Origin of the sequence: Streptomyces sp. NPDC001851, assembly GCF_040297165.1 — a bacterium.
In the GTDB taxonomy this organism is placed as follows: domain Bacteria; phylum Actinomycetota; class Actinomycetes; order Streptomycetales; family Streptomycetaceae; genus Streptomyces.
This window is the reverse complement of record NZ_JBEOYR010000006.1, coordinates 221748-241626: the sequence shown is the minus strand read 5'-3', so window position 1 is coordinate 241626 and position 19879 is coordinate 221748. Positions and strand designations below refer to the sequence as shown.

The 19879-nt window shown below is 72.5% G+C and carries 17 protein-coding genes; 4 read left to right on the top strand and 13 right to left on the bottom strand.

Annotation, left to right across the window (positions count from 1 at the left end; translation table 11 throughout):
- Positions 1–24: 24 nt before the first annotated feature.
- Entirely contained in the window at positions 25–1677 is a 1653-nt protein-coding gene (locus ABT171_RS11135) for a protein kinase domain-containing protein (protein ID WP_351242172.1), read from the bottom strand.
- A gap of 343 nt (positions 1678–2020) precedes the next feature.
- Here ABT171_RS11135 and ABT171_RS11130 point away from each other — a divergent pair, with 343 nt between their 5' ends.
- Positions 2021–3649, top strand: a complete 1629-nt coding sequence (locus ABT171_RS11130; protein WP_351242170.1) for a protein kinase domain-containing protein — start codon at positions 2021–2023, stop codon at positions 3647–3649.
- A gap of 123 nt (positions 3650–3772) precedes the next feature.
- Here ABT171_RS11130 and ABT171_RS11125 read toward each other — a convergent pair whose 3' ends face one another.
- On the bottom strand, positions 3773–4318 hold the full coding sequence (locus ABT171_RS11125) for a bacterial proteasome activator family protein (protein ID WP_351242168.1): 546 nt from the start codon (positions 4316–4318) through the stop codon (positions 3773–3775).
- 174 nt (positions 4319–4492) lie between these two features.
- Between ABT171_RS11125 and ABT171_RS11120 the strand changes: the two genes are divergently transcribed.
- On the top strand, positions 4493–5185 hold the full coding sequence (locus ABT171_RS11120) for a hypothetical protein (RefSeq protein ID WP_351242166.1): 693 nt from the start codon (positions 4493–4495) through the stop codon (positions 5183–5185).
- A gap of 74 nt (positions 5186–5259) precedes the next feature.
- Here the strand turns inward: ABT171_RS11120 and ABT171_RS11115 are convergent, their stop codons facing one another.
- The 6 genes from ABT171_RS11115 to pdhA form a co-directional block, all read right to left on the bottom strand.
- Entirely contained in the window at positions 5260–6240 is a 981-nt protein-coding gene (locus ABT171_RS11115; RefSeq protein ID WP_351242164.1) for an NAD(P)H-quinone oxidoreductase, read from the bottom strand.
- Positions 6241–6309: 69 nt separating this feature from the next.
- Complete coding sequence (locus ABT171_RS11110) at positions 6310–7668, bottom strand: molybdopterin molybdotransferase MoeA (RefSeq protein ID WP_351242162.1); 1359 nt, start codon at positions 7666–7668, stop codon at positions 6310–6312.
- Positions 7668–8567 carry an NTP transferase domain-containing protein gene (locus ABT171_RS11105; RefSeq protein WP_351242160.1) on the bottom strand — a complete coding sequence of 300 codons (900 nt, stop codon included), beginning with the start codon at positions 8565–8567 and terminating at the stop codon, positions 7668–7670. The genes ABT171_RS11110 and ABT171_RS11105 overlap by 1 nt, the downstream gene beginning before the upstream one ends.
- Positions 8568–8660: 93 nt before the next feature.
- On the bottom strand, positions 8661–10031 hold the full coding sequence (locus ABT171_RS11100) for a dihydrolipoamide acetyltransferase family protein (protein ID WP_351242158.1): 1371 nt from the start codon (positions 10029–10031) through the stop codon (positions 8661–8663).
- Entirely contained in the window at positions 10031–11035 is a 1005-nt protein-coding gene (locus ABT171_RS11095) for an alpha-ketoacid dehydrogenase subunit beta (protein WP_351242156.1), read from the bottom strand. The genes ABT171_RS11100 and ABT171_RS11095 overlap by 1 nt, the downstream gene beginning before the upstream one ends.
- Positions 11032–12186 (bottom strand): pyruvate dehydrogenase (acetyl-transferring) E1 component subunit alpha, encoded by a 1155-nt coding sequence (gene pdhA / locus ABT171_RS11090; RefSeq protein WP_351242154.1) that lies wholly within the window; start codon positions 12184–12186, stop codon positions 11032–11034. The genes ABT171_RS11095 and pdhA overlap by 4 nt, the downstream gene beginning before the upstream one ends.
- A 175-nt stretch (positions 12187–12361) precedes the next feature.
- On the opposite strand from pdhA, the gene ABT171_RS11085 reads away from it, so the two are divergent.
- Positions 12362–12859, top strand: coding sequence for an Lrp/AsnC family transcriptional regulator (locus ABT171_RS11085; RefSeq protein ID WP_351242152.1), 498 nt, complete (start codon positions 12362–12364; stop codon positions 12857–12859).
- A 44-nt stretch (positions 12860–12903) separates the two neighbouring features.
- Here the strand turns inward: ABT171_RS11085 and ABT171_RS11080 are convergent, their stop codons facing one another.
- Positions 12904–13491 carry a TetR/AcrR family transcriptional regulator gene (locus ABT171_RS11080; protein ID WP_351242150.1) on the bottom strand — a complete coding sequence of 196 codons (588 nt, stop codon included), beginning with the start codon at positions 13489–13491 and terminating at the stop codon, positions 12904–12906.
- A complete protein-coding gene (locus ABT171_RS11075) occupies positions 13488–15005 on the bottom strand; it encodes a 3-hydroxyacyl-CoA dehydrogenase (protein WP_351242148.1) in 1518 nt (505 codons plus the stop codon). Before ABT171_RS11075 ends, ABT171_RS11080 begins: the two co-directional genes overlap by 4 nt.
- A gap of 160 nt (positions 15006–15165) precedes the next feature.
- On the opposite strand from ABT171_RS11075, the gene paaN reads away from it, so the two are divergent.
- Positions 15166–16857, top strand: coding sequence for a phenylacetic acid degradation protein PaaN (paaN, locus tag ABT171_RS11070; protein ID WP_351242146.1), 1692 nt, complete (start codon positions 15166–15168; stop codon positions 16855–16857).
- Here paaN and ABT171_RS11065 read toward each other — a convergent pair.
- From ABT171_RS11065 to ABT171_RS11055, 3 genes are read right to left on the bottom strand one after another with little or no spacing between them, the layout of a single operon-like run.
- Positions 16854–17609: a TrmH family RNA methyltransferase gene (locus tag ABT171_RS11065; RefSeq protein ID WP_351242144.1), complete on the bottom strand. Its 756-nt coding sequence runs from the start codon at positions 17607–17609 to the stop codon at positions 16854–16856. The two genes, paaN and ABT171_RS11065, sit on opposite strands and share 4 nt — an antisense overlap.
- On the bottom strand, positions 17606–18916 hold the full coding sequence (locus ABT171_RS11060) for an HTTM domain-containing protein (protein WP_351242142.1): 1311 nt from the start codon (positions 18914–18916) through the stop codon (positions 17606–17608). The genes ABT171_RS11065 and ABT171_RS11060 overlap by 4 nt, the downstream gene beginning before the upstream one ends.
- Positions 18913–19665 carry a DUF5819 family protein gene (locus tag ABT171_RS11055; RefSeq protein ID WP_503074749.1) on the bottom strand — a complete coding sequence of 251 codons (753 nt, stop codon included), beginning with the start codon at positions 19663–19665 and terminating at the stop codon, positions 18913–18915. Before ABT171_RS11055 ends, ABT171_RS11060 begins: the two co-directional genes overlap by 4 nt.
- Positions 19666–19879 lie beyond the last annotated feature (214 nt).

The following is a 19879-nucleotide window of genomic DNA, read 5'->3' as shown; positions in this document are numbered from 1 at the left end:
CGTCACGGGCGCGGTGGGTGTCCTTCAACCGGTGGGGGCGCCGGTGCCGCCGTCCGCGGTGTTCCCGGCGGTGGTGCCGCCGTCGGTGGTCCCCGCGTCCGTGCCGCCGTCCGTCGTGTTCCCGGCGGTGGTGCCGCCGTCGGTGGTCCCCGCGTCCGTGCCGCCGGCGTCGGCGCCCCCGATCGTGCCGCCGGTCGTGGGATCCGTGGACTGCGACGGGGAGGTCTGCGGGTCCGTCGGCTCGTCGGTGGGCCCCGTGGACTGCGACTGCGAGGTCTCCGGGTCCGTCGGCGTGTAGTCGGAGCCGCCCGAGCCCGTGTCCGAGCCGTTCTCGGTGGTGGGGTCCGAGGGCTGGTCGGTGCTGTCGTCCGACGGGGTCGGGGAGTCCGAGTGCGTCTTCGCGGGCTTCGAGTGCGTCTTCGGGGGCTTGGTGTCCGTGCCGGGGCCGGTGTGGGCGCCCGTGCTCTTGAGCGCGATCGCGACGCCCGCCGCGATCGCGATGACCGCGAGAACGGCGAGGATCCACACCTTGCCGCGGCCGCTGCCCCGGTTGCCGTGTCCCTCGAAGCCGCCGTCGTCGCCGTTGCCGTAGCCCTGCGGCAGGATCGGCTGCGGGATCTGCGCGGTCCCCGAGCCGAACTCGCCCGGGTGCTGCATGGCGGTGGTGCCGGTGAAACCGCCCGCCGGGGTGTGCCGGCCGTCGTGCGCCTGCACCGGGCCGGTGTTCCAGGTGCCGGTGTGGCCGCCCGCCTCGTAGAGCATCTGCAGGCCGTACTGGACGAGTCCGCGCATCTCCTCGGCCGTCTGGAACCGGTCGTCCGGCTCCTTGGCGAGCGAGCGCATGACCAGGCCGTCCAGCTCCGGCGGGCAGCCCTCGGAGACCTCCGAGGGCGGGGTCGGGATGTCCTGGACGTGCTGGTAGACCACCGACAGCGGGGTCTCACCGGTGAACGGGGGCCGCAGCGCGAGGAGTTCGTACAGCAGACAGCCGGTCGCGTACAGGTCGGAGCGGTGGTCCACGGCCTTGCCGAGCGCCTGCTCCGGGGAGAGGTACTGCGGCGTGCCCATGACCATGCCGGTCTGCGTCATCGTTGTCGAGGCGCCGTGCAGGGCGCGCGCGATGCCGAAGTCCATCACCTTGACGGCGCCGCTGTCGGTGATGATCACGTTGGCGGGCTTGATGTCGCGGTGCACGATGCCGTGCTGGTGCGAGTAGGCAAGCGCTTCCAGCACCCCGGACACGATGATCAGCGCCTGCTCGGGACCCGGCGCCTCGGCGTTCAGCAGCAGATCGCGGATGGTACGGCCCTCGACCAGCTCCATGACGATGTACGGCACGGACTGGCCGCCGACGAAGTCCTCGCCGGAGTCGTACACGGCGACGATGGCATGGTGGTTGAGGCCGGCGACGGACTGCGCCTCACGCGTGAAGCGGGCCTTGGAGACCGGGTCCTCGGCGAGGTCGGCACGGAGCAGCTTGACCGCGACCGTACGGCCCAGACGGACGTCCTCGGCCGCGAACACCTCGGCCATGCCGCCCCGGCCCAGCCGGTGGGTCAGCCGGTACCGGCCGTCGCCGACGAGCCCGCCGTTGCCCCACATCTCCGGCGCGTCCGACATGCCGCCGCCACTCGCCTCGGGGTCGGACGGGCCCTGGGCGCGCTGCGTCTGTGCCATCAGTCCTCGCCGTCGTTTCTGCCCGCGGTGCGCGCGGTGTTGTCACGGTCTCCGTCGGCCACGCTACAGCCTGAGCGCGAGCCACCGGTTCGGAACCGGAACCCGGACCGGCCGGAGCCTGACCGGCCATGAAACCCGTAGCACGCGCTGTCGTGCAAATTCTGTGCACCCGTCGTACGCCCCCTGTAACGCTTGCGCGACGCTTCTTGCGCGTACGGTCACGGAACGGGCACCGCGCTTGACGTGTCAGTGCCCTGGGGCAGACTTGGCCGGGAATGACACATTCGATCAAGGCCCGTGCGATGAGTGAACACGCCGGACGGCCAGTGGGGGACGCGGAGAGATGAGCCAGGACGGCGCACACGGGCGGTACGCGGGGCAGGCGCTGGCCGGCGGCCGCTACCAGCTGCGCGACTTGCTCGGCGAGGGCGGCATGGCCTCGGTGCACCTGGCGTACGACGCCGTGCTCGACCGCCAGGTCGCGATCAAGACGCTCCACACGGAACTCGGCCGGGAACAGGCCTTCCGCGAGCGCTTCCGCCGCGAGGCCCAGGCCGTGGCCAAGCTCACGCACACCAATATCGTCTCGGTCTTCGACACCGGCGAGGACGACCTCGGCGGTCTGACGACTCCTTACATCGTCATGGAGTACGTCGAGGGCCGTCCGCTGGGCTCGGTCCTCGACGAGGACGTCCGGCAGTACGGCGCGATGCCGGCCGACAAGGCGCTCAAGGTCACCGCGGACGTGCTGGCGGCGCTGGAGATCAGCCACGAGATGGGGCTGGTCCACCGCGACATCAAGCCGGGCAACGTGATGGTGACCAAGCGCGGCGTGGTCAAGGTCATGGACTTCGGTATCGCCCGCGCCATGCAGTCCGGTGTGACGTCGATGACGCAGACCGGCATGGTCGTCGGCACCCCGCAGTACCTCTCGCCGGAGCAGGCCCTCGGCCGCGGCGTGGACGCCCGCTCCGACCTGTACTCGGTCGGCATCATGCTGTTCCAGCTGGTCACCGGGCGGCTGCCGTTCGAGGCGGACTCGCCGCTGGCGATCGCCTACGCGCATGTCCAGGAGGAGCCGGTGGCTCCTTCCTCGATCAACCGGTCCCTGCCGCCGGCGGTGGACGCCCTGATCGCCCGTGCGCTGAAGAAGAATCCGAACGAGCGTTTCCCGACGGCCGAGGCCATGCGGGACGAGTGCCTGCGCGTCGCCGCCTCCTTCCAGGCGGCCGCGCCCAGCATCGTGCCGGGCGCCGCGCCGACGCAGAGCGGCGCGGGCGTCGGCTCCGCGGTGTTCCCGCCGGTCGACCAGAGCGCCCAGGCGGCCCCCGGACCGGTCCAGACGCCGTACACGACGGGCCCGTACGGTGCGCCGCAGACGCCCGCCCCTTCCTACGGCTACCCGCAGCAGGGCGGCTACCAGACGCCGGCTGCGATGGGCTACGGCCCGCAGGCTCCGCAGGCCGCCCCGACCCCGCCGCCGTACACGATCTCGCCGCAGCCGTCCGCGCCGGGCTCCGGCGCGGGCAAGAGCAACAAGCCGGTGATCATCGGCTCGGTCACGGTGTCACTCGTCGCGGTCATCGCCCTGGTGGTCGCCCTGACCCTGAACAGCGGCAGTGACGACAAGGGCGGCCAGGGCGGGGCGAGTGCCTCCTCGTCCAGCTCCCACAAGCCGGGCTACCGCGGTCCGGACACCAGCCGGGTGATCGACAAGGAGAAGTGCACGGAGCCCGAAGAGTCCGCCATCGACCCCTCCAAGGTCGAAGTGCCCAACTTCCAGTACAAGGACATCAACTCCGTGAAGGCGTGCCTCCAGGCCGCGAAGTGGGAGTACAAGATCAAGCCCGAGCCCGACAACACCTGGGGCGACGGCACGGTGCTGGACCAGTTCCCCTCCGCGGGCACGGATGTGGACCCGAAGAAGCCGGGCACCATCGAGTTGAGCGTCTCGACCGGCAACCCCGCCTGAAAACGCCACGGAACAGAGAACGCCACGGAACAGAGGCCGACGGACACAGAGGCCTCCCGTCCGAAGCCTGGGGCCCGGCACTTTCCGTGCCGGGCCCCACTTGTTCCGGGTACGGCCGGGTGGTTACAGGTACGGTCCGCCCGAACGGCCGCCGGCGCGGTGCTCGTCGCCGCCCTCGGGGCCGGTCATGCCCGGCGGGAGCGCGCGGCGCATCTGTTCCAGCTGGGCCCGCGCGGCCATCTGCTGGGCGAACAGCGTCGTCTGGATCCCGTGGAAGAGCCCTTCCAGCCACCCCACCAACTGCGCCTGCGCGATCCGCAGTTCCGCATCGCTCGGGGTCACGTCATCGGTGAACGGCAAGGAGAGCCGCTCAAGTTCCTCGACCAGCTCCGGCGCCAGGCCGTCCTCCAGCTCCTTCACCGAGCTGGCATGGATCTCCTTCAGCCGCACCCGGCTCGCCTCGTCCAGAGGAGCCGCGCGCACCTCCTCCAGAAGCTGCTTGATCATGCTGCCGATCCGCATGACCTTGGCAGGCTGCTCGACCTGCTCCGTCAGCGGAGTCTCTCGGGAGTCGTCGTCCCCGTTGCCGCCGCCGAGCGCCATCCCGTCCTGGCCCACGACGAGGATCTGGGGATTCTCCGGCGACCGTTCGTTCCTCGGCATCTCCATGCCGCCATTCTCTCGCACCCGTACACCTCATCACCGTGGTGCCCCCTCGTGGGGCTGATCCACCGTTTAGACCCAACGGCGCATTCTGAAATGCCCTGTTTGCCGTCAAATGTGAGGCTTATTTCCGTCGGTTATTCATCGATCAGGTCATCCGGGCTCCGGGAGGTCACCGACGTGACTCCATGGCTGCGCATCACGTTCCCCTGCGCACGGCTGCTGCTCGCCCTCGGGGCGGCGCTTCCCGCGTACGGCGCCGTCACCCAGTACGCCACGGCCGCATACGCTGCCGACCCCGCTCCCGGGGAGCACTCGGCGGACTCGGGGCACGTGGGGCCCTCCCCGCCCTCGGTCCATGAACACTCGGCGGGTGCCAGCGCCAGTGCCGGCGCCGGGCACCCGGAGCGCCCGAAGCAACCCGGTCACGATCACGGCCACCCGGGCCTGCCCACCGCCGGCCCCGCGCTCATCCCCATACCCTCCGACTCCGCCTCCGCCTCGTACCGCCCGGCGGCCGTCGAGCCGACCCGTGCGGGCAGCCGCGCCGGCGAGGGCCGGATGCGGCCGGGCCGGCCGGACGGGCCCGCCGCCGAGGTGGAGGGCGACGACGACCCCGTGCTGCCTCCCCGGACACCGGACTCCGGCCGGCCGGAGGAGCCGGAGACCGCGGACCTCCCGGCCGCGACGCCGTCGGCCGCCCCCCACGAGGCGGGCCTCGATCCCGCCAGGGCCCCCGCCCAGAACGCCGCCCGGCAGAACGAGGACACCACCGAGCCGGTCCTGCAGATCCTCCCCCTGGGCAGCGGCCTGGTCCTGATCGGCCTCGGCCTCGCCCTGGCCTTCCTGGCCCTCAGACTCCGCAGAGACTGAGCCGGCACCCGCCGTAGCCGCGGACAGCCGTGCCTCAGCCGGCCGCGGCACCGGGCGCCGTACCAGCACCGGCGTTACGGCGTCACCAGCAGCACCTTGCCGACATGCCCGCTCTCCTCCACCACCCGGTGGCCCTCAGCCGCCTCCGGCATCGCCAGCTCGCGGTCCACAACCGGCCGGACATGCCCCCCGGCAAGCAACGGCCACACATGCTCCCGCACCGCAGCCACAATGGCCGCCTTCTCACTCAGCGGCCGCGCCCGCAGCGAGGTCGCACTGATCGCGGCCCGCTTGCCGAGCAGTGTGCCGATGTTCAACTCGCCCTTGACGCCGCCCTGCAGGCCGATGATCGCGAGGCGTCCGCTGACGGCGAGCGCCTGGACATTGCGGTCCAGGTACTTCGCCCCCATGTTGTCGAGGATCACATCGGCCCCCGCACCCCCGGTGGCCTGCTTGATCTCGGCGACGAAGTCCTGTTCGCGGTAGTTGATGAGGATGTCCGCGCCCAGCCCGGCACAGCGCTCCAGCTTCTCCTTCGTACCCGCCGTGACCGCGACCTTGGCCCCGACGGCCTTGGCGAGCTGAATGGCCATGGTCCCGATGCCACTGGACCCCCCGTGCACGAGCAGCGTCTCGCCGGGCAGCAGGTGGGCGATCATGAACACGTTGGACCAGACCGTGCAGACCACCTCGGGCAGCGCGGCCGCCTGCTTGAGGTCGATGCCCTCGGGCACGGGCAGCAGCTGCCCGGCCGGTACGACGACCTTCTCGGCGTACCCGCCGCCCGCGAGCAGCGCACACACCTCGTCGCCGACGGCCCAGCCGGACACACCGGAGCCGAGCGCGGCGATCCTGCCGGAGCACTCCAGGCCGGGGTAGGGGGAGGCCCCGGGCGGCGGGTCGTAGAAGCCCATGCGCTGCATGATGTCGGCGCGGTTGACGGCGCTGGCCACCACCTCGACCAGCACCTCGCCCTCGCCGGGCTCCGGGTCGGGGACCTCCGCCCACACCAACGCCTCGGGACCACCAGGTTCAGGAATCGTGATCGCATGCATGCTCGTGACGCTACTCCCCACCCATGGCGTCTTCGGGGTGGACCCGCTTCCTCCCGGATGCCGGGTGTTTCACGTGAAACACACCCCGATTCCGGCCGCCGCCCACGGCAGATCGATCAGCTCCGCCTCCTCGCCCTGCCGGGCCCCGCCCGGCGGTACGACGGCCAGCGCGTCGGCCGCGGCGATGCCACGGAGCATGGCCGGACCGTTGTAGTGCAGCGGCACGGCAAGGTCGCCGCGCAGCACCACGGGGATGAGCCGGGTGTCGTACGGGTGCCCCTGGACCGCCTCCCTGAGCGGCAGCGTGTACGGCTCGGGGGCCGGGTGGGCGGCGAGGGTGCGCAGCAGCGGTTCGGCGAGCGTGAGCAGGCCGGAGACGGCCGCGAGAGGGTTGCCGGGCAGGCCGACGAGGTGCTGGCTTTCCTTGGTGCGGGCCAGCAGCATGGGATGGCCCGGCCGTACCTTGACGCCGTCGACGAGGAGTTCGGCGCCGATGCGTTCCAGGACGGGATGGACGTGGTCGACGGGGCCGCCCGCCGTGCCGCCGGTGGTGATGACGAGATCGGCTTCGGAGCCGGTGACGGCCCGGTGCAGGGCCTCGGCGTCGTCACCGATCCGGCGCACCGCGACGACCTCGGCGCCGAGCGCGTGCAGCCAGGGCGGCAGCATGGGGCCGAGCGCGTCCCGGATCAGCCCGTCGTGCGGCAGGCCCTCGGTCAGCAATTCGTCGCCGAGCACGAGGACTTCGGCACGCGGACGCGGTACGGCGGTGACGGTGTCGTACCCGGCCGCCGCGGCCAGGCCCAGGACGGCAGGGGTGACCACGGTGCCGAGGGGCAGCAACTGGTCGCCGCTGCGGCACTCCTGGGCGCGCGGGCGGATGTCCTGGCCGTGTGCCATCTCGCGGGTGGCGTGGAGCCGGCCCTGGGCGTCGACCCGGCCGTGCTCGCTGCGCAGGACGGCCGTCGTGTCGGCCGGGATGCGGGCGCCGGTCGCGATGCGGACCGCCTCGCCGTCGGTGAGCGGCTCGGGCTGCGCATGCCCGGCGAGCACTCCTTCGTCCCGTACCTCCCAGGGGCCGGGTCCGGCGACCGCCCAGCCGTCCATCGCGGAGGTGTCGAAGGAGGGCAGGTCGGTCAGCGCGTCGAGAGGAGCGGCCAGGGCGAGGCCGAGGGCGTCGGCGAGCGGCACGGTGACGGGGGCGGGGCGCACGCGGGCGCGGGCGGCGCGAGCGGCGATCTCGCGGGCCTGGGGCCAGGGGGTGGCCCGGTGCCGCTCGCCGTGTGCGTCAGGCGCCGGGGCGGGCACCTGGCCGTGGCCGCCGTGGTCGTCGTCCTTGGCTTCCCTCACCAGGGCCAGGGCCTCCTCGACATCGAGGTCGTCGCTGTCCTCGGCGGGCGCTCCGGCCCGCGTTCCGGGGGCGGTCATCAGGCGTCCGGGGCGCTCGGGCCCCCGCTGTCGCCTTGGTTGTTCTCCTCTTCCCAGCGCAGCGCGAGCGCGGCGGCCTTGCGTGCGGCCTCGGCGACGGCCTCGGGGCCTCCCTTGCCCCGGGCCGCGGCGTAGCCGACGAGGAAGGTGGTCAGCGGGGCGGCGGGGCGGGCCACGCCGTGCGCGGCGTCACGGGCCAGGTCGAGCAGGACGCCGGTGTCGACATCCAGCTCGATACCCAGTTCGTCCTTGACTGCGGAGATCCATTCATCCAACACGTGCCCATGCTCCCTGATGCGTGCCCTGGCGTCGGCGATGTCGTCCCAGGTGTCGCAGTCGAAGGATGCCAGCGGGTCCGGGACGCGGGTGAGGCGGAGAGCGCCGGTCAGCCGGCGCAGGGGCAGTCCGGTCAGGCCGTCCGGGCCGGCCGCGAGGGCGGCCAGCTCGCGGCGGAGCGCGGCGGTGCGGTAGGCGGCCACGAGCGGCTGATCGCGGCCGTCGGCGTCGGTGAGCATCGCGCCGTCGGCCCCGGTGCCGCACAGGGCGGTCAGCAGGCGCCGCAGCGTGTCCGGCCGGAGAAAGGGCAGGTCGGCGGAGAGGACGACGGTGTGCGCGGCGGTGGTGAGCCCGAGACCGGCGGCCAGCGCGGCGACCGGTCCGGCGCCGGGCGGCTCCTCACGCGCCCAGCGCACCGGCCGCGCGGTGGGCCGCCGGTCGGCCACCACGACGGTCGTACGGGCGCCCGCGCAGGCCGTGAGGACCCGGTCGAGCAGCGCCCGGCCGCCGACCCGCAGATCGGGCTTGTCGGCCCCGCCGAGCCGCCGGGCGGCGCCGCCGGCCAGCACGACGGCGTCGTAGGGCACCGGCGTTGCGGGGGTGGCGAGGGCGTTGTCGGTCACCCCCCGAGTATGTCCCGAGGGGCCCTGCCTGTATGTGCCGTCGCCGTTCCCGTTGTATCTCCCGCGGGGCCTTCCTTCCGGGCCCCGCGGGCGTCACAGTGTGCGCAGGAGCACCGCCGGCTGTTCCACGCAGTCCGCCACGTACCGCAGGAATCCGCCCGCTGTGCCGCCGTCGCACACCCGGTGGTCGAAGGTGAGCGAAAGCTGGACGACCTGACGCACCGCAAGCTCCCCGTCGTGAACCCATGGCTTGGGGACGATCCGGCCGACGCCGAGCATGGCGGCCTCGGGGTGGTTGATGATGGGCGTGGAGCCGTCGACTCCGAAGACCCCGTAGTTGTTCAACGTGAAGGTCCCGCCGGTGAGTTCCCCGGGTGTCAGCTTTCCGGCGCGGGCGGCCTCGGTGAGCCGGGCGAACTCGGCGGTCAGCGACTCGGCGTCCCGCGCGTGGGCGTCGCGCACGACCGGTACGACGAGCCCGCGCTCGGTCTGTGCGGCGAACCCGAGGTGGACCTGGTCGAGCTGGACGACCTCGCGGGCCTCGGCGTCGACGTAGGAGTTCAGCTCCGGGAACCGGGCGAGCGCGGCCGTGCAGATGCGGGCGAACAGCGCAAGCAGGGCGATCTTCGGCCCTCCCGAGGCGTTCATCGCGGCACGCGCGCGCATGAGTTCGGTCGCGTCGGCGTCGACCCAGCAGGTGGCGTCCGGGATCTCCCGGCGGCTGCGGGAGAGCTTGTCGGCGACGGCACCGCGCACGCCCTTGAGGGGGATGCGGATGCCCGCGTCGCGCGTATCCGAAGCGGTGGCGGCTGCCGGCCGGGCCTCGGCGGGCCTGTGCGTCGTGCTGGCGGGCGCCTCGGCCGTACGGCTGCCCAGGGCCGCCCTGGTCCGCAGGGCGTCCTCGACGTCCGCGCGCAGGATCAGCCCGTCCGGGCCGGAGCCCGCCAGCTGTCGCAGGTCCACACCGCCCTCGCGGGCCAGCCGGCGCACCAGCGGGGAGATCACGGGCACCGGACCTTCGGTGTGCAGGGCACCCACGCGCGCCCGGGCCGTCCCGTTGAGTGCCGTACGCGCGAAGGACGCCGTTCCGTCCGGTCGCCCCGCCGGGGAGGCCGCAGCCGGCGTCGGCCGAACCCTCCGGCGCCGGGCCGGCGTTTCCGAGGTGCCGTATCCGACCAGGACGTTGCCGGATCCCTGCGGCTCGGTGTGCGCGGCCGGTTCACCCACGGCTACCGTCAACAGTGGTGCGCCGACCGGCAGTTCGGCGCCTTCCTCGCCGAAGCGGGCGGTGACGACACCGCCGTAGGGGCAGGGCACCTCGACCATCGCCTTGGCCGTCTCGACCTCGACGACCGGTTGGTCGACGGCGACGACGTCGCCGACCTGGACCAGCCAGCGGACGATCTCCGCCTCGGTGAGTCCCTCACCGAGGTCGGGGAGCTTGAACTCCAGCACCTGTGCCATCAGCCCTCGGCCTCCCACTGCAGCCGGGCCACGGCGTCCAGGATGCGGTCGACGCCGGGCAGGTGGTGCCGCTCCAGCATGGGCGGCGGGTAGGGGATGTCGAAGCCGGCCACACGCAGCACCGGCGCCTCCAGGTGGTGGAAGCAGCGTTCGGTGATCCGGGCCGCGATCTCGCCGCCCGGCCCGCCGAACCCGGTGGCCTCGTGGACGACGACCGCGCGCCCGGTGCGCCGCACGGCCGCGCAGACCGTCTCGTCGTCGAACGGCACCAGCGAGCGCAGGTCCACCACTTCCAGGTCCCAGCCCTCGGCCTGCGCGGCCTCGGCGGCCTCCAGGCAGACGGGCAGGGAGGGGCCGTAGGTGATCAGAGTGGCGCTGCTGCCGGGGCGGCGCACCACCGCGCGGCCGATGGGCTCGACGTCGGTGGGGTGCTCGGGGTTCCAGGCGTCCTTGGACCAGTACAGCCGCTTGGGCTCCAGGAAGACGACCGGGTCGTCGGAGGCGATGGCCTGGCGCAGCAGGCCGTAGGCGTCGGCGACGGTCGCGGGCGTGACCACGTGCAGGCCCGGGGTGGCCATGTAGTAGGCCTCGGAGGAGTCGCTGTGGTGCTCGACGCCGCCGATGCCGCCGCCGTAGGGGACGCGGACGGTGATCGGCAGGGGCATCCTCCCGCGGGTGCGGTTGCGCATCCGGGAGACATGGCTGATGAGCTGCTCGAACGCCGGGTAGGCGAACGCGTCGAACTGCATCTCGACCACCGGGCGCAGGCCGTACATGGCCATCCCGACGGCGGTGCCGAGGATGCCGGCCTCGGCGAGCGGGGTGTCGGTGCAGCGGTCCTCGCCGAATTCCTTGGCGAGGCCGTCGGTGACCCGGAAGACACCGCCGAGGGTGCCGACGTCCTCGCCCATGACGTGCACGGTCGGGTCGGCGGCCATCGCGTCGCGCAGCGCGCGCGTGAGGGCCTGCGCCATGGTGGCGGGCTTGACGGCGACGGTGGTCATCGGGCGCCGCCTTCCTGCGCGCCGTGCTGCTCCTGCTCGGCTTCGAGCTCGGCGCGCAACAGGGCGCGCTGTTCGCGCAGCTGCGCGGTGGTCTCGGCGTAGACGTGGTCGAAGAGGGCCATGGGGTCCAGTTCGGGGTCGCGGTTCATGCGTTCACGCAAGGAGGCGGCCATCGCCTCGGCGTCCTGCCGGGCGGCCTCCATCCCGGCCTCGTCGAGCAGCCCGCGCGCGGTGAGCTCGCATTCCAGCAGGTGGATCGGGTCGTGGGCACGCCAGGCTTCGATCTCGGCGTCGCCGCGGTAGCGGGTGGCGTCGTCGGCGTTGGTGTGGGCGTCGATCCGGTACGTCACCGCCTCCACCAGGGTCGGACCGCCGCCCGCACGCGCGTGCCGTACCGCGTCGCTGAGGACCTCGTGCACGGCCGCCGCGTCGTTGCCGTCGACCAGCCGGCCCGGCATGCCGTATCCGACGGCCTTGTGGGCCAGGGAGGGCGCGGCGGTCTGCTTGGCGAGCGGGACCGAGATGGCGAAGCCGTTGTTCTGCACGAGGAAGACGACCGGAGCCTGCCACACGGCGGCGAAGTTCAGCGCCTCGTGGAAGTCGCCCTCGCTGGTGCCGCCGTCGCCGACCAGGGCGAGCGCGACCACGTCGTCGCCCTTGAGGCGGGCGGCGTGCGCGAGGCCGACGGCGTGCGGGAGCTGGGTGGCCAGCGGGGTGGAGAGGGGGGCCACGCGGTGGGTGTGGGGGTCGTAGCCGCTGTGCCAGTCGCCGCGCAGCAGGGTGAGCGCCTCGACGGGGTCCACGCCGCGGGCGACGACGGCGAGGGTGTCGCGGTAGCTGGGGAAGAGCCAGTCGCGCTCTTCGAGTGCCAGGGCTGCGGCGACCTCGCAGGCCTCCTGGCCGGTGCTGGAGGGGTAGACGGCGAGGCGGCCCTGCTTGGTGAGCGCGGTGGCCTGCGTGTTGTAGCGGCGGCCGCGCACCAGCTGGGTGTAGAGCCGGCGCAGCAGGTCCGGGTCGGCCTTGGCGGCCGCCTCGGTGCCGAGGACGCGGTAGGGCTCGGCGTCGGGCAGCAGCGGCGCGGGGTCCATACGGGGCTGCCAGGCGGGCGGCGGCGAAGGCCGGTACGCGCCCCGCTGCTCCAGAACCGTCATGACGGCACCTCCTCGTGGGAGCGGCTACGGGAGGCGCGTCGGCTGTGAGGCGCCTCACCAACCGATTGTTCGGTCGTCGGCACATTTTGGCTACAGGCACGTCCAGGCTGTGGACAAACGGTTCTCCACAGCCTGGAATGAACGCAGGACGTCCACGGCGAGGGAGCGGGGGGCAATGGCAGCTGAACAAATGGCCGACGGACCGCAGAACGGCGCCCCGCTGCAGCCGCGGCCACTGGACGCCATCGACCAGGACATCCTGAAGATCCTCCAGGCCGACGGCCGCGCCTCGATACGGTCCGTCGCCGAACGCGTCCACGTCTCACGCGCCAACGCCTACGCGCGCATCAACCGGCTCGTCGAGGACGGCGTCATCCGCGGGTTCAGCGCGCGCGTGGACCACGAGCGGGCGGGCCACGGTACATCGGCGTACATCACGCTGAAGATCGTCCAGAACAGCTGGCGCACGGTCCGCGAGCAGCTCAGACAGCTGCCGGGCGCCTCCCACATCGCCCTCGTGGGCGGCGACTTCGACGTACTGCTGCTGGTGCACACACCCGACAACAGGGCGCTGCGCGAGCTGGTCCTCACCCGGCTCCAGGCGATCCCCGAGGTGCTCAGCACGCGCACGCTGCTGGTGTTCGAGGAGGAGGACCTGGAGCCGGAGGCGTAAGGAAGGGGTGCGCCGGAGGCGTGAAGGTGTGCCCGCGGGCCGGGTCAGCTCTGTCTGAGACCCGCGAAGACCAGCTGGACCACCGCGTCGGCCACCTCGCGCTCGTCGGCGCCCCGGGGGTCCGGCCGGTACCACTCCACGATCGAGTTGATCATTCCGAAGACCAGCCGGGTGGCCAGGCGCACCTCGACGTCGCCGCGTACGTCCCCGTCGGCCGCCGCGGCCTTCAGCAGTTCCGCGACCCGGTGGTCGAAGTCGCGCCGCCGCTCCAGCGCCCACCGCTCGGTCTCCGTGTTGCCGCGCACGCGCAGCAGCAGTGTCACGTACGGCAGCTCGCCTATGAGCACCTCGACCATGCGGCGCACGACGTGTTCCAGCCGGTCGACGGGCCGCCCCACGCACGCGTGCTCCTCGTCCAGGATGGCGAACAGGCCGTTCAGGGCGCGGCTGACCGCGCGGCGCAGCAGCTCTTCCTTGCCGCTGACGTGGTGGTAGATCGACGACTTGGAGATGCCGGCCGCCTTGGACAGGTGCTCCATGGAGGTGCCGTCGTAGCCGCGCTCGTTGAAGACCCGCACGGCCACCGAGAGCAGCGTCTCGGGCGTGTAGGTGTCGCGCCTGGCCGTGGTCATGAGGTGCCCTCCCGCTTGTCGTCGATGGCGTACGCGTGGCGGTAGAGCGCGAGGGAGGGTGCGTAACGTCCGGAGGGGTCGCGCTCGTGCATCTCGTCCAGGACGTCGAAGGCGAACTCGCGGCCGAGCCTGCGGTCCCACTCGAACGGGCCGAGCGGGTAGTTCACCCCGAGGCGCATGGCCGTGTCGACGTCCTCCTCGGTGGCGACGCCCTTGGCCACGGCGTCGTGGGCGAGGTCGATGATCCGGGCGACCGTACGGGCGACGATCATGCCGGGGACGTCGCCGATGACGCTGACGTCCTTGCCGAGGGCCTGGAAGAGGCCGGTGGCCTCGGCGAGGGTCTGCGGCGAGGTGTCGTGGCAGGCGGACAGCGCGACGCGGGTGGCCGCGCGGTAGTCCAGGGCGAGGTCGAAGTAGACGACGTCCCGGAACTCCACACAGGTCTGCCCGTCGGCGAGGACCAGCTGGCCACCGCTCGGCAGCACCAGGCGGGTGCCGTTGTCCTCGTCCTCCTCGCGGACCTGGATGCCCGCCTCGCGGATCAGCGTGAGCAGCTCGGCCGCGGGGCCCAGGCCGCCCTCGGCGACGACGTACGCGGGCGGCTGCTCCTTGTCGGCGGTGTGCGGCTCGGGCCGCTCGGCGCCTTCGGCGTGGTCGTACCAGCCGTGCCCGGTCTTGCGGCCGAGGCGGCCGGACTCCACCAGCCGGCGCTGGGCCAGGGACGGGGTGAAGCGCACGTCCTGGAAGAAGGACTGCCACACGGAGTGGGTCACGGACTCGTTGACGTCCTGCCCGATCAGGTCGGTCAGTTCGAAGGCGCCCATCCGGAAGCCGCCGGACTCGCGCAGGACCGCGTCGATGGTGGCCGGGTCGGCGGCCTGGGCCTCGTAGACCGCGAAGGCCTCGGCGTAGAACGGCCGGGCGATCCGGTTGACGATGAAACCGGGGGTGTCGGCGCAGGCCACCGGGGTCTTGCCCCAGGCGCGGGCGGTCTCGTACGCGCGCGTGGCCGACGTGACGTCGGTGGCGAACCCGGAGACGACCTCGACCAGCGGCATGAGCGGCGCCGGGTTGAAGAAGTGCAGGCCCACGAAGCGGCCGGGATGGCGCAGGGCGCCGCCGATGGCCGTCACCGACAGCGAGGAGGTGTTGGTGGCGAGCAGGCAGTCCTCGGCGACGGTGTCCTCCAGCTCGCCGAAGAGCTGCCGTTTGACGTCCAGCCGCTCCACGACGGCCTCGACGACCAGGCCGCAGTCCGCCAGCCCGGCAAGGCTCTCCGCGGGTTGGAGGCGGGCGCGGGCGGCGTCCCGGGCGGCGCCGGTGATCTTTCCCTTCTCCGCGAGCCGGTCGAGGCGGGCGCCGATCGCTGCGGCCGCGTCCCGGGCGCGCCCGGCGACGGCGTCGTACAGCCGCACGGGGTGGCCGGCGACCAGCGCGACCTGGGCGATGCCCTGGCCCATGGTGCCGGTGCCGACGACGGCCACGGGGCTGCTGAGGTCGAGTGCTGTCATGTGCGCGATCCTCCCGCACGGCGTTTTCCACAGATGCGGCGGACCCCCTTGTCCCGACCGATCGTTCGGTTACTCTAGCTCTGACCGTCCCATCCCGCTGCTCTTTCTGCCAGGCCGATGAACTCGACGAAGAGTTCTCCAGACGAGGAGTTGGTCCCGTATGGCCGCCGAACTGACCGTGCCCGAGCTGATCGCCAAGCACCGGCCCACCCTGGACCAGGCGCTGGAAGCGATCCGTACACGCGCGTACTGGTCCCCGCATCCGGAGCATCCCAAGGCCTACGGCGAGAACGGCAGCCTGGACGCGGCGGCGGGCAAGGCCGCCTTCGACGCCCTGCTGAACACCCGCCTCGACCTCGGCCAGCCCGGCACGGACGACTGGGTGGGCGGTGAGGTCTCGCCGTACGGCATCGAGCTGGGCGTGACCTACCCGCACGCCGACATCGACACGCTGCTGCCCGCGATGAAGGCGGGGCAGCGGGCCTGGCGGGACGCGGGCGCCGAGCTGCGGGCCGCGGTCTGCGTGGAGATCCTCAAGCGGATCAGCGACCGGACGCACGAGTTCGCGCACGCGGTCATGCACACCAGCGGCCAGGCGTTCATGATGGCGTTCCAGGCGGGCGGCCCGCACGCCCAGGACCGCGGCCTGGAGGCGGTGGCCTACGCCTACGCGGAGCAGGTCCGCACGCCCGGGACGGCGGAGTGGAACAAGCCGCAGGGCAAGCGCGACCCGCTCGTCCTCAGCAAGCAGTTCACCCCGGTACCGCGCGGCATCGGCCTGGTCATCGGCTGCAACACCTTCCCGACCTGGAACGGCTATCCGGGCCTGTTCGCCTCCCTGGCCACCGGCAACGCGGTCCTGGTCAAGCCGCACCCGCGCGCGGTGCTGCCGCTCGCCCTGACCGTGCAGGTGGCCCGGGACGTGCTCGCCGCGGCCGGCTTCGACCCCAACCTGGTGGCGCTGGCCGCCGAGCGCCCCGGCGAGGGCATCGCCAAGACCCTCGCCACCCGCCCCGAGATCCGGATCATCGACTACACCGGGTCGACGTCCTTCGGCGACTGGCTGGAGGCCAACGCCCGCCAGGCGCAGGTCTACACCGAGAAGGCCGGCGTCAACACGGTGATCGTGCACTCCACGGACGACTACAAGGGCATGCTCTCCAACCTGGCGTTCTCGCTGTCCCTGTACAGCGGCCAGATGTGCACCACCCCGCAGAACCTGCTGATCCCCCGGGACGGCATCCGGACCGAGCAGGGCACCAGGACCTTCGACGAGGTCAGCGCCGACATCGCCCGCGCGGTCGACGGCCTGCTCGGCGACGACACGCGTGCGAACGCGCTGCTGGGCGCCATCGTCAACCCCGACGTCAAGGCCCGCCTGGAAGCCGCCGCCGGCCTCGGCGAGGTGGCCCTCGCCTCCCGCGAGATCACCAACCCGGAGTTCCCGGACGCGGTGGTCCGCACGCCCGTTCTCGTCAAGCTGGACGGCGCCAAGCCGGACGACGAGGCCGCCTACATGAGCGAGTGCTTCGGCCCGGTCTCCTTCGCCGTCGCCGTCGACTCGGTGACCGACGCGGTGGAGCTGCTGCGCCGCACGGTCCGCGAGAAGGGCGCGATGACGGTCGGCGCCTACACCACCGACCCCGAGGTCGAGCAGGCCATCGAGGAGGTGTGCCTGGAGGAGGCGGCCCAGCTGTCGCTCAACCTGACCGGCGGGGTGTACGTCAACCAGACGGCGGCGTTCTCGGACTTCCACGGCTCGGGCGGCAACCCGGCGGCGAACGCCGCGCTGTGCGACGGCGCGTTCGTGGCGAACCGGTTCCGGGTGGTCGAGGTGCGGCGCGAGGTCTAGGGAGCCGGTACGGCGCCCCCGGTGGCGCTCCAGTGGTACAGCGTCATCGCCACGCTGGTGGCGAGGTTGTAGCTGGAGACCTGGGGGCGCATCGGCAGGGCCAGCAGATGGTCGGCACGCGCGCGCAGCTCGGCCGACAGTCCGCTGCGCTCCGAGCCGAACGCGAGCACGGCGTCGTCGGGCAGTCTGCTGCCACGGATGTCCTCGCCCTCCGGGTCCAGCGCGAACAGCGGCCCGGCCGGCAGCTCGTCGACGCCGAGGCGTTCCACGGCGGTCGCGAAGTGCAGGCCGGCGCCGCCGCGGACCACCGTGGGGTGCCAGGGGTCGAGTGTGCCCGTGGTGACGACCCCGGTCGCCCCGAAGCCGGCGGCCAGCCTGATCACGGCACCGGCGTTGCCCAGATTGCGGGGGTTGTCCAGGACCACGACCGGCGCGGTGCGCGGGGTGCGGGCCAGCGTGCGCAGGTTGGCCTCGCGTGACGGCCGTACGGCGAGCGCGGCCACGCCGGTCGGGTGGGGCCGCGGGACGAGGGAGGCGTAGGTCTCCGCGGACACTTCCTTGAGCAGTTCGTCCAGCGCGTCCCGTACGTCTTCGGCCAGTTCCCCGGCGAGAGCGAGCGCGGCCTGCCGGTCGGTGGTGACCGCCACCGGGACCTGGGCCCCGAAGCGCAGCGCGTGCTTGAGGGCATGGAAGCCGTCGAGCAGCACGGCGGCACCGGCGTGGTCGCGCCAGCGGGTCAGCGGGTCGGTCATGCGGTCAACCCTCCCCCACGTTCGGCCGCGCTCGCGCGGTGGGAGTCACGTCGGCCCTGCGCGCTCTCCTCGGGCGTGGCTTCTTCGGGTGTCTCCTCGCGCGTCGCTTCAGGCGTCCCTTCAGGTGCCTCTTCGGGGGAGCGGGGCGCGGGCACCGTACGGTCGCCGCGCCGGACCATCCGCGCACGCGCGCGTGCCACCAGCGCGCCCAGCCGGCGCAGGAACGACGTGGGAAGGAAGACCGCGTCCGCGGTGATCATCGCCAGCGAGAAGAACGGCAGCCCGAGGACGACCGCGATCACCGCGTGTTCGAGCATCATCACCACCAGCAGGACGTTCTTGACCCGCCGGTTGAACAGGGTGAACGGGAAGGCGACCTGCACCATGACAGTGCCGTAGGCGACGGCCATCATGATCGTGCCGCTGGAGGACATCAGGTCGGCGAGTCCGGGCCAGGGCGAGAAGTAGTCCAGGTGGAGGGGGTAGTAGACGGCGGTGCCGTCCTGCCAGCGCGATCCCTGGATCTTGTACCAGCCGGCCGTCGCGTAGATCAGACAGGCCTCCGCCATGATCACGAACAGGGCGCCGTTGTGCAGGACGTTGGCGATGACGTCCAACAGCAACCGCGGCTCGGGGGACTTCGTCCAGCGGCCGACGGCCCACCACAGGCCGAGTACGCCCCAGACCGTCCACAGCAGCGCCGGGATCAGCCAGCCGTTGTCGAAGCGGCCGGTGAACGTCGCCAGGAGCAGCGCCAGGCCGAGCACCGCCCACAGGGCCGGCCCCACCCGGTCGGCGGGAACCCGCTCCCCACGCGCGCGTGCCGCCCCGGCGCGCGCCGCCCGCCGTGCGTCCAGGGACCACACCTGTCCGCACCGTGTGAACACGAGATACAAGGACATCAGGTGCAGGACGTTGTCGCCGCCGTCGCCGACGAAGACGCTGCGGTTCTGCAGCGACAGCACGCCCACCATGAACAGCACGGACGCCGTCCGGGTACGCCAGCCGAGCAGCAGCGCCGCACTGGCGAGGACCGCCAGCGCGTAGCAGCACTCGAACCACAGCTGCCCGTCGGACCACAGCAGAGCCGTGAAGGCGTGGTTGTCGGCGGTCAGCTCCTTGGCGAGGTTCCAGCCCCACGGCCCGGCCGGGCCGTACAGCTCCTGGCGGTGGGGGAACTCGCGCAGCAGGAACAGCAGCCAGGTCCCGGCGAAGCCGATGCGGATCACGGCGCTCTGGTACGGCCCCAGGGCCGCCCCGGTGGCGCGGGCGATCCCCCTCGACAGGCTCAGGGAGAACTGGTTCACCGCGCACCTCCGGCGGCCTCGTCGGCGGGCACCGTCCACCAGGGCACCACGCGGTAGACCGGCTTGTCGGACACCCGTTCACGGCTCCAGGCGGGCGGCTGCACATTGGTGGTGCTGGAACGGACCTGCACCCGCTGGATGACGCCGTCCCTGCTGATCGGATCGGTCCGGTGCAGGCGCATCACCACAATCCGGCGCACGTACTGCTCGGAGAGGGAACCGCGCATGCCGACGGGTCGGTTGTCCGCGGTGTGCGTGGCGGCGAAGAAGTCCCAGGCGCGGCGCAGTTCGTTCTGCTGGGTGTGGCTGGGCACCGGGTTGCCGGCTATGGCGGCGCCGTCCTGCGCGGACAGGTCGGTCCAGCCGGTGGTGCGCAGGCTGCCGTCCTTCATCCGCACCTCGGCCCGCACCTGTACGGCGATGTTCTGCTGCAGCGGGTTCGGGGCGAACAGCTTCCAGTTCTGCTCGAACTCCGGGTACACCCACTGCTCCACCGCCTTGCCGTGCTGCTTGGTGACCGTGTTCGCGGGGGCGAGGCTGAGGAACACCATCAGCACATGCACACCGGCGGCGACAGCGACCACCGCGAGCGCCAGTGCAGCGGCGACCTGATAGCGAGGGGAGAGGGCGGCTACGCCGGTACGGGGGGCGGGGGGCGGCGAAGCGGCATCGGACGCGGCCACTGTCACCGGCGGTACGGCGGCACCGGGCACGTCCGTCCGGACCGCCTGCGCCGACGCGGCAGACATGTCAGAAGTGGCCGGTGTGGCTGGCGTGGCCGGTATGGCCGGGTGGTCGTCTTTCCGCCCCGCCTGGGCCCGCAGAGCCGCCTGGTTCCTCCGGGCCGCTTGAGAAGGCAGGGCGGCCGCGACCTCTCGCCTTCCCCGCTCCGCCCGGGCCGGGTGCGCGCTGTCCGCGTCACGAGGCTCGTCGCCCGGCACCGCACCCTCACGGGCCGGCGTA

Excerpts from the sequence above, each read along its gene's own strand:
- ABT171_RS11085 (WP_351242152.1), top strand. The coding sequence starts at position 12,362 with ATGGCAGCTGAACAAATGGCCGACGGACCGCAGAACGGCGCCCCGCTG.
- ABT171_RS11135 (WP_351242172.1), bottom strand. The coding sequence starts at position 1,677 with ATGGCACAGACGCAGCGCGCCCAGGGCCCGTCCGACCCCGAGGCGAGT.
- pdhA (WP_351242154.1), bottom strand. The coding sequence starts at position 12,186 with ATGACGGTTCTGGAGCAGCGGGGCGCGTACCGGCCTTCGCCGCCGCCC.
- ABT171_RS11095 (WP_351242156.1), bottom strand. The coding sequence starts at position 11,035 with ATGACCACCGTCGCCGTCAAGCCCGCCACCATGGCGCAGGCCCTCACG.
- ABT171_RS11080 (WP_351242150.1), bottom strand. The coding sequence starts at position 13,491 with ATGACCACGGCCAGGCGCGACACCTACACGCCCGAGACGCTGCTCTCG.
- ABT171_RS11100 (WP_351242158.1), bottom strand. The coding sequence starts at position 10,031 with ATGGCACAGGTGCTGGAGTTCAAGCTCCCCGACCTCGGTGAGGGACTC.
- ABT171_RS11065 (WP_351242144.1), bottom strand. The coding sequence starts at position 17,609 with ATGACCGACCCGCTGACCCGCTGGCGCGACCACGCCGGTGCCGCCGTG.
- paaN (WP_351242146.1), top strand. The coding sequence starts at position 15,166 with ATGGCCGCCGAACTGACCGTGCCCGAGCTGATCGCCAAGCACCGGCCC.
- ABT171_RS11130 (WP_351242170.1), top strand. The coding sequence starts at position 2,021 with ATGAGCCAGGACGGCGCACACGGGCGGTACGCGGGGCAGGCGCTGGCC.
- ABT171_RS11115 (WP_351242164.1), bottom strand. The coding sequence starts at position 6,240 with ATGCATGCGATCACGATTCCTGAACCTGGTGGTCCCGAGGCGTTGGTG.
- ABT171_RS11110 (WP_351242162.1), bottom strand. The coding sequence starts at position 7,668 with ATGACCGCCCCCGGAACGCGGGCCGGAGCGCCCGCCGAGGACAGCGAC.
- ABT171_RS11125 (WP_351242168.1), bottom strand. The coding sequence starts at position 4,318 with ATGGAGATGCCGAGGAACGAACGGTCGCCGGAGAATCCCCAGATCCTC.
- ABT171_RS11075 (WP_351242148.1), bottom strand. The coding sequence starts at position 15,005 with ATGACAGCACTCGACCTCAGCAGCCCCGTGGCCGTCGTCGGCACCGGC.
- ABT171_RS11055 (WP_503074749.1), bottom strand. The coding sequence starts at position 19,665 with ATGTCTGCCGCGTCGGCGCAGGCGGTCCGGACGGACGTGCCCGGTGCC.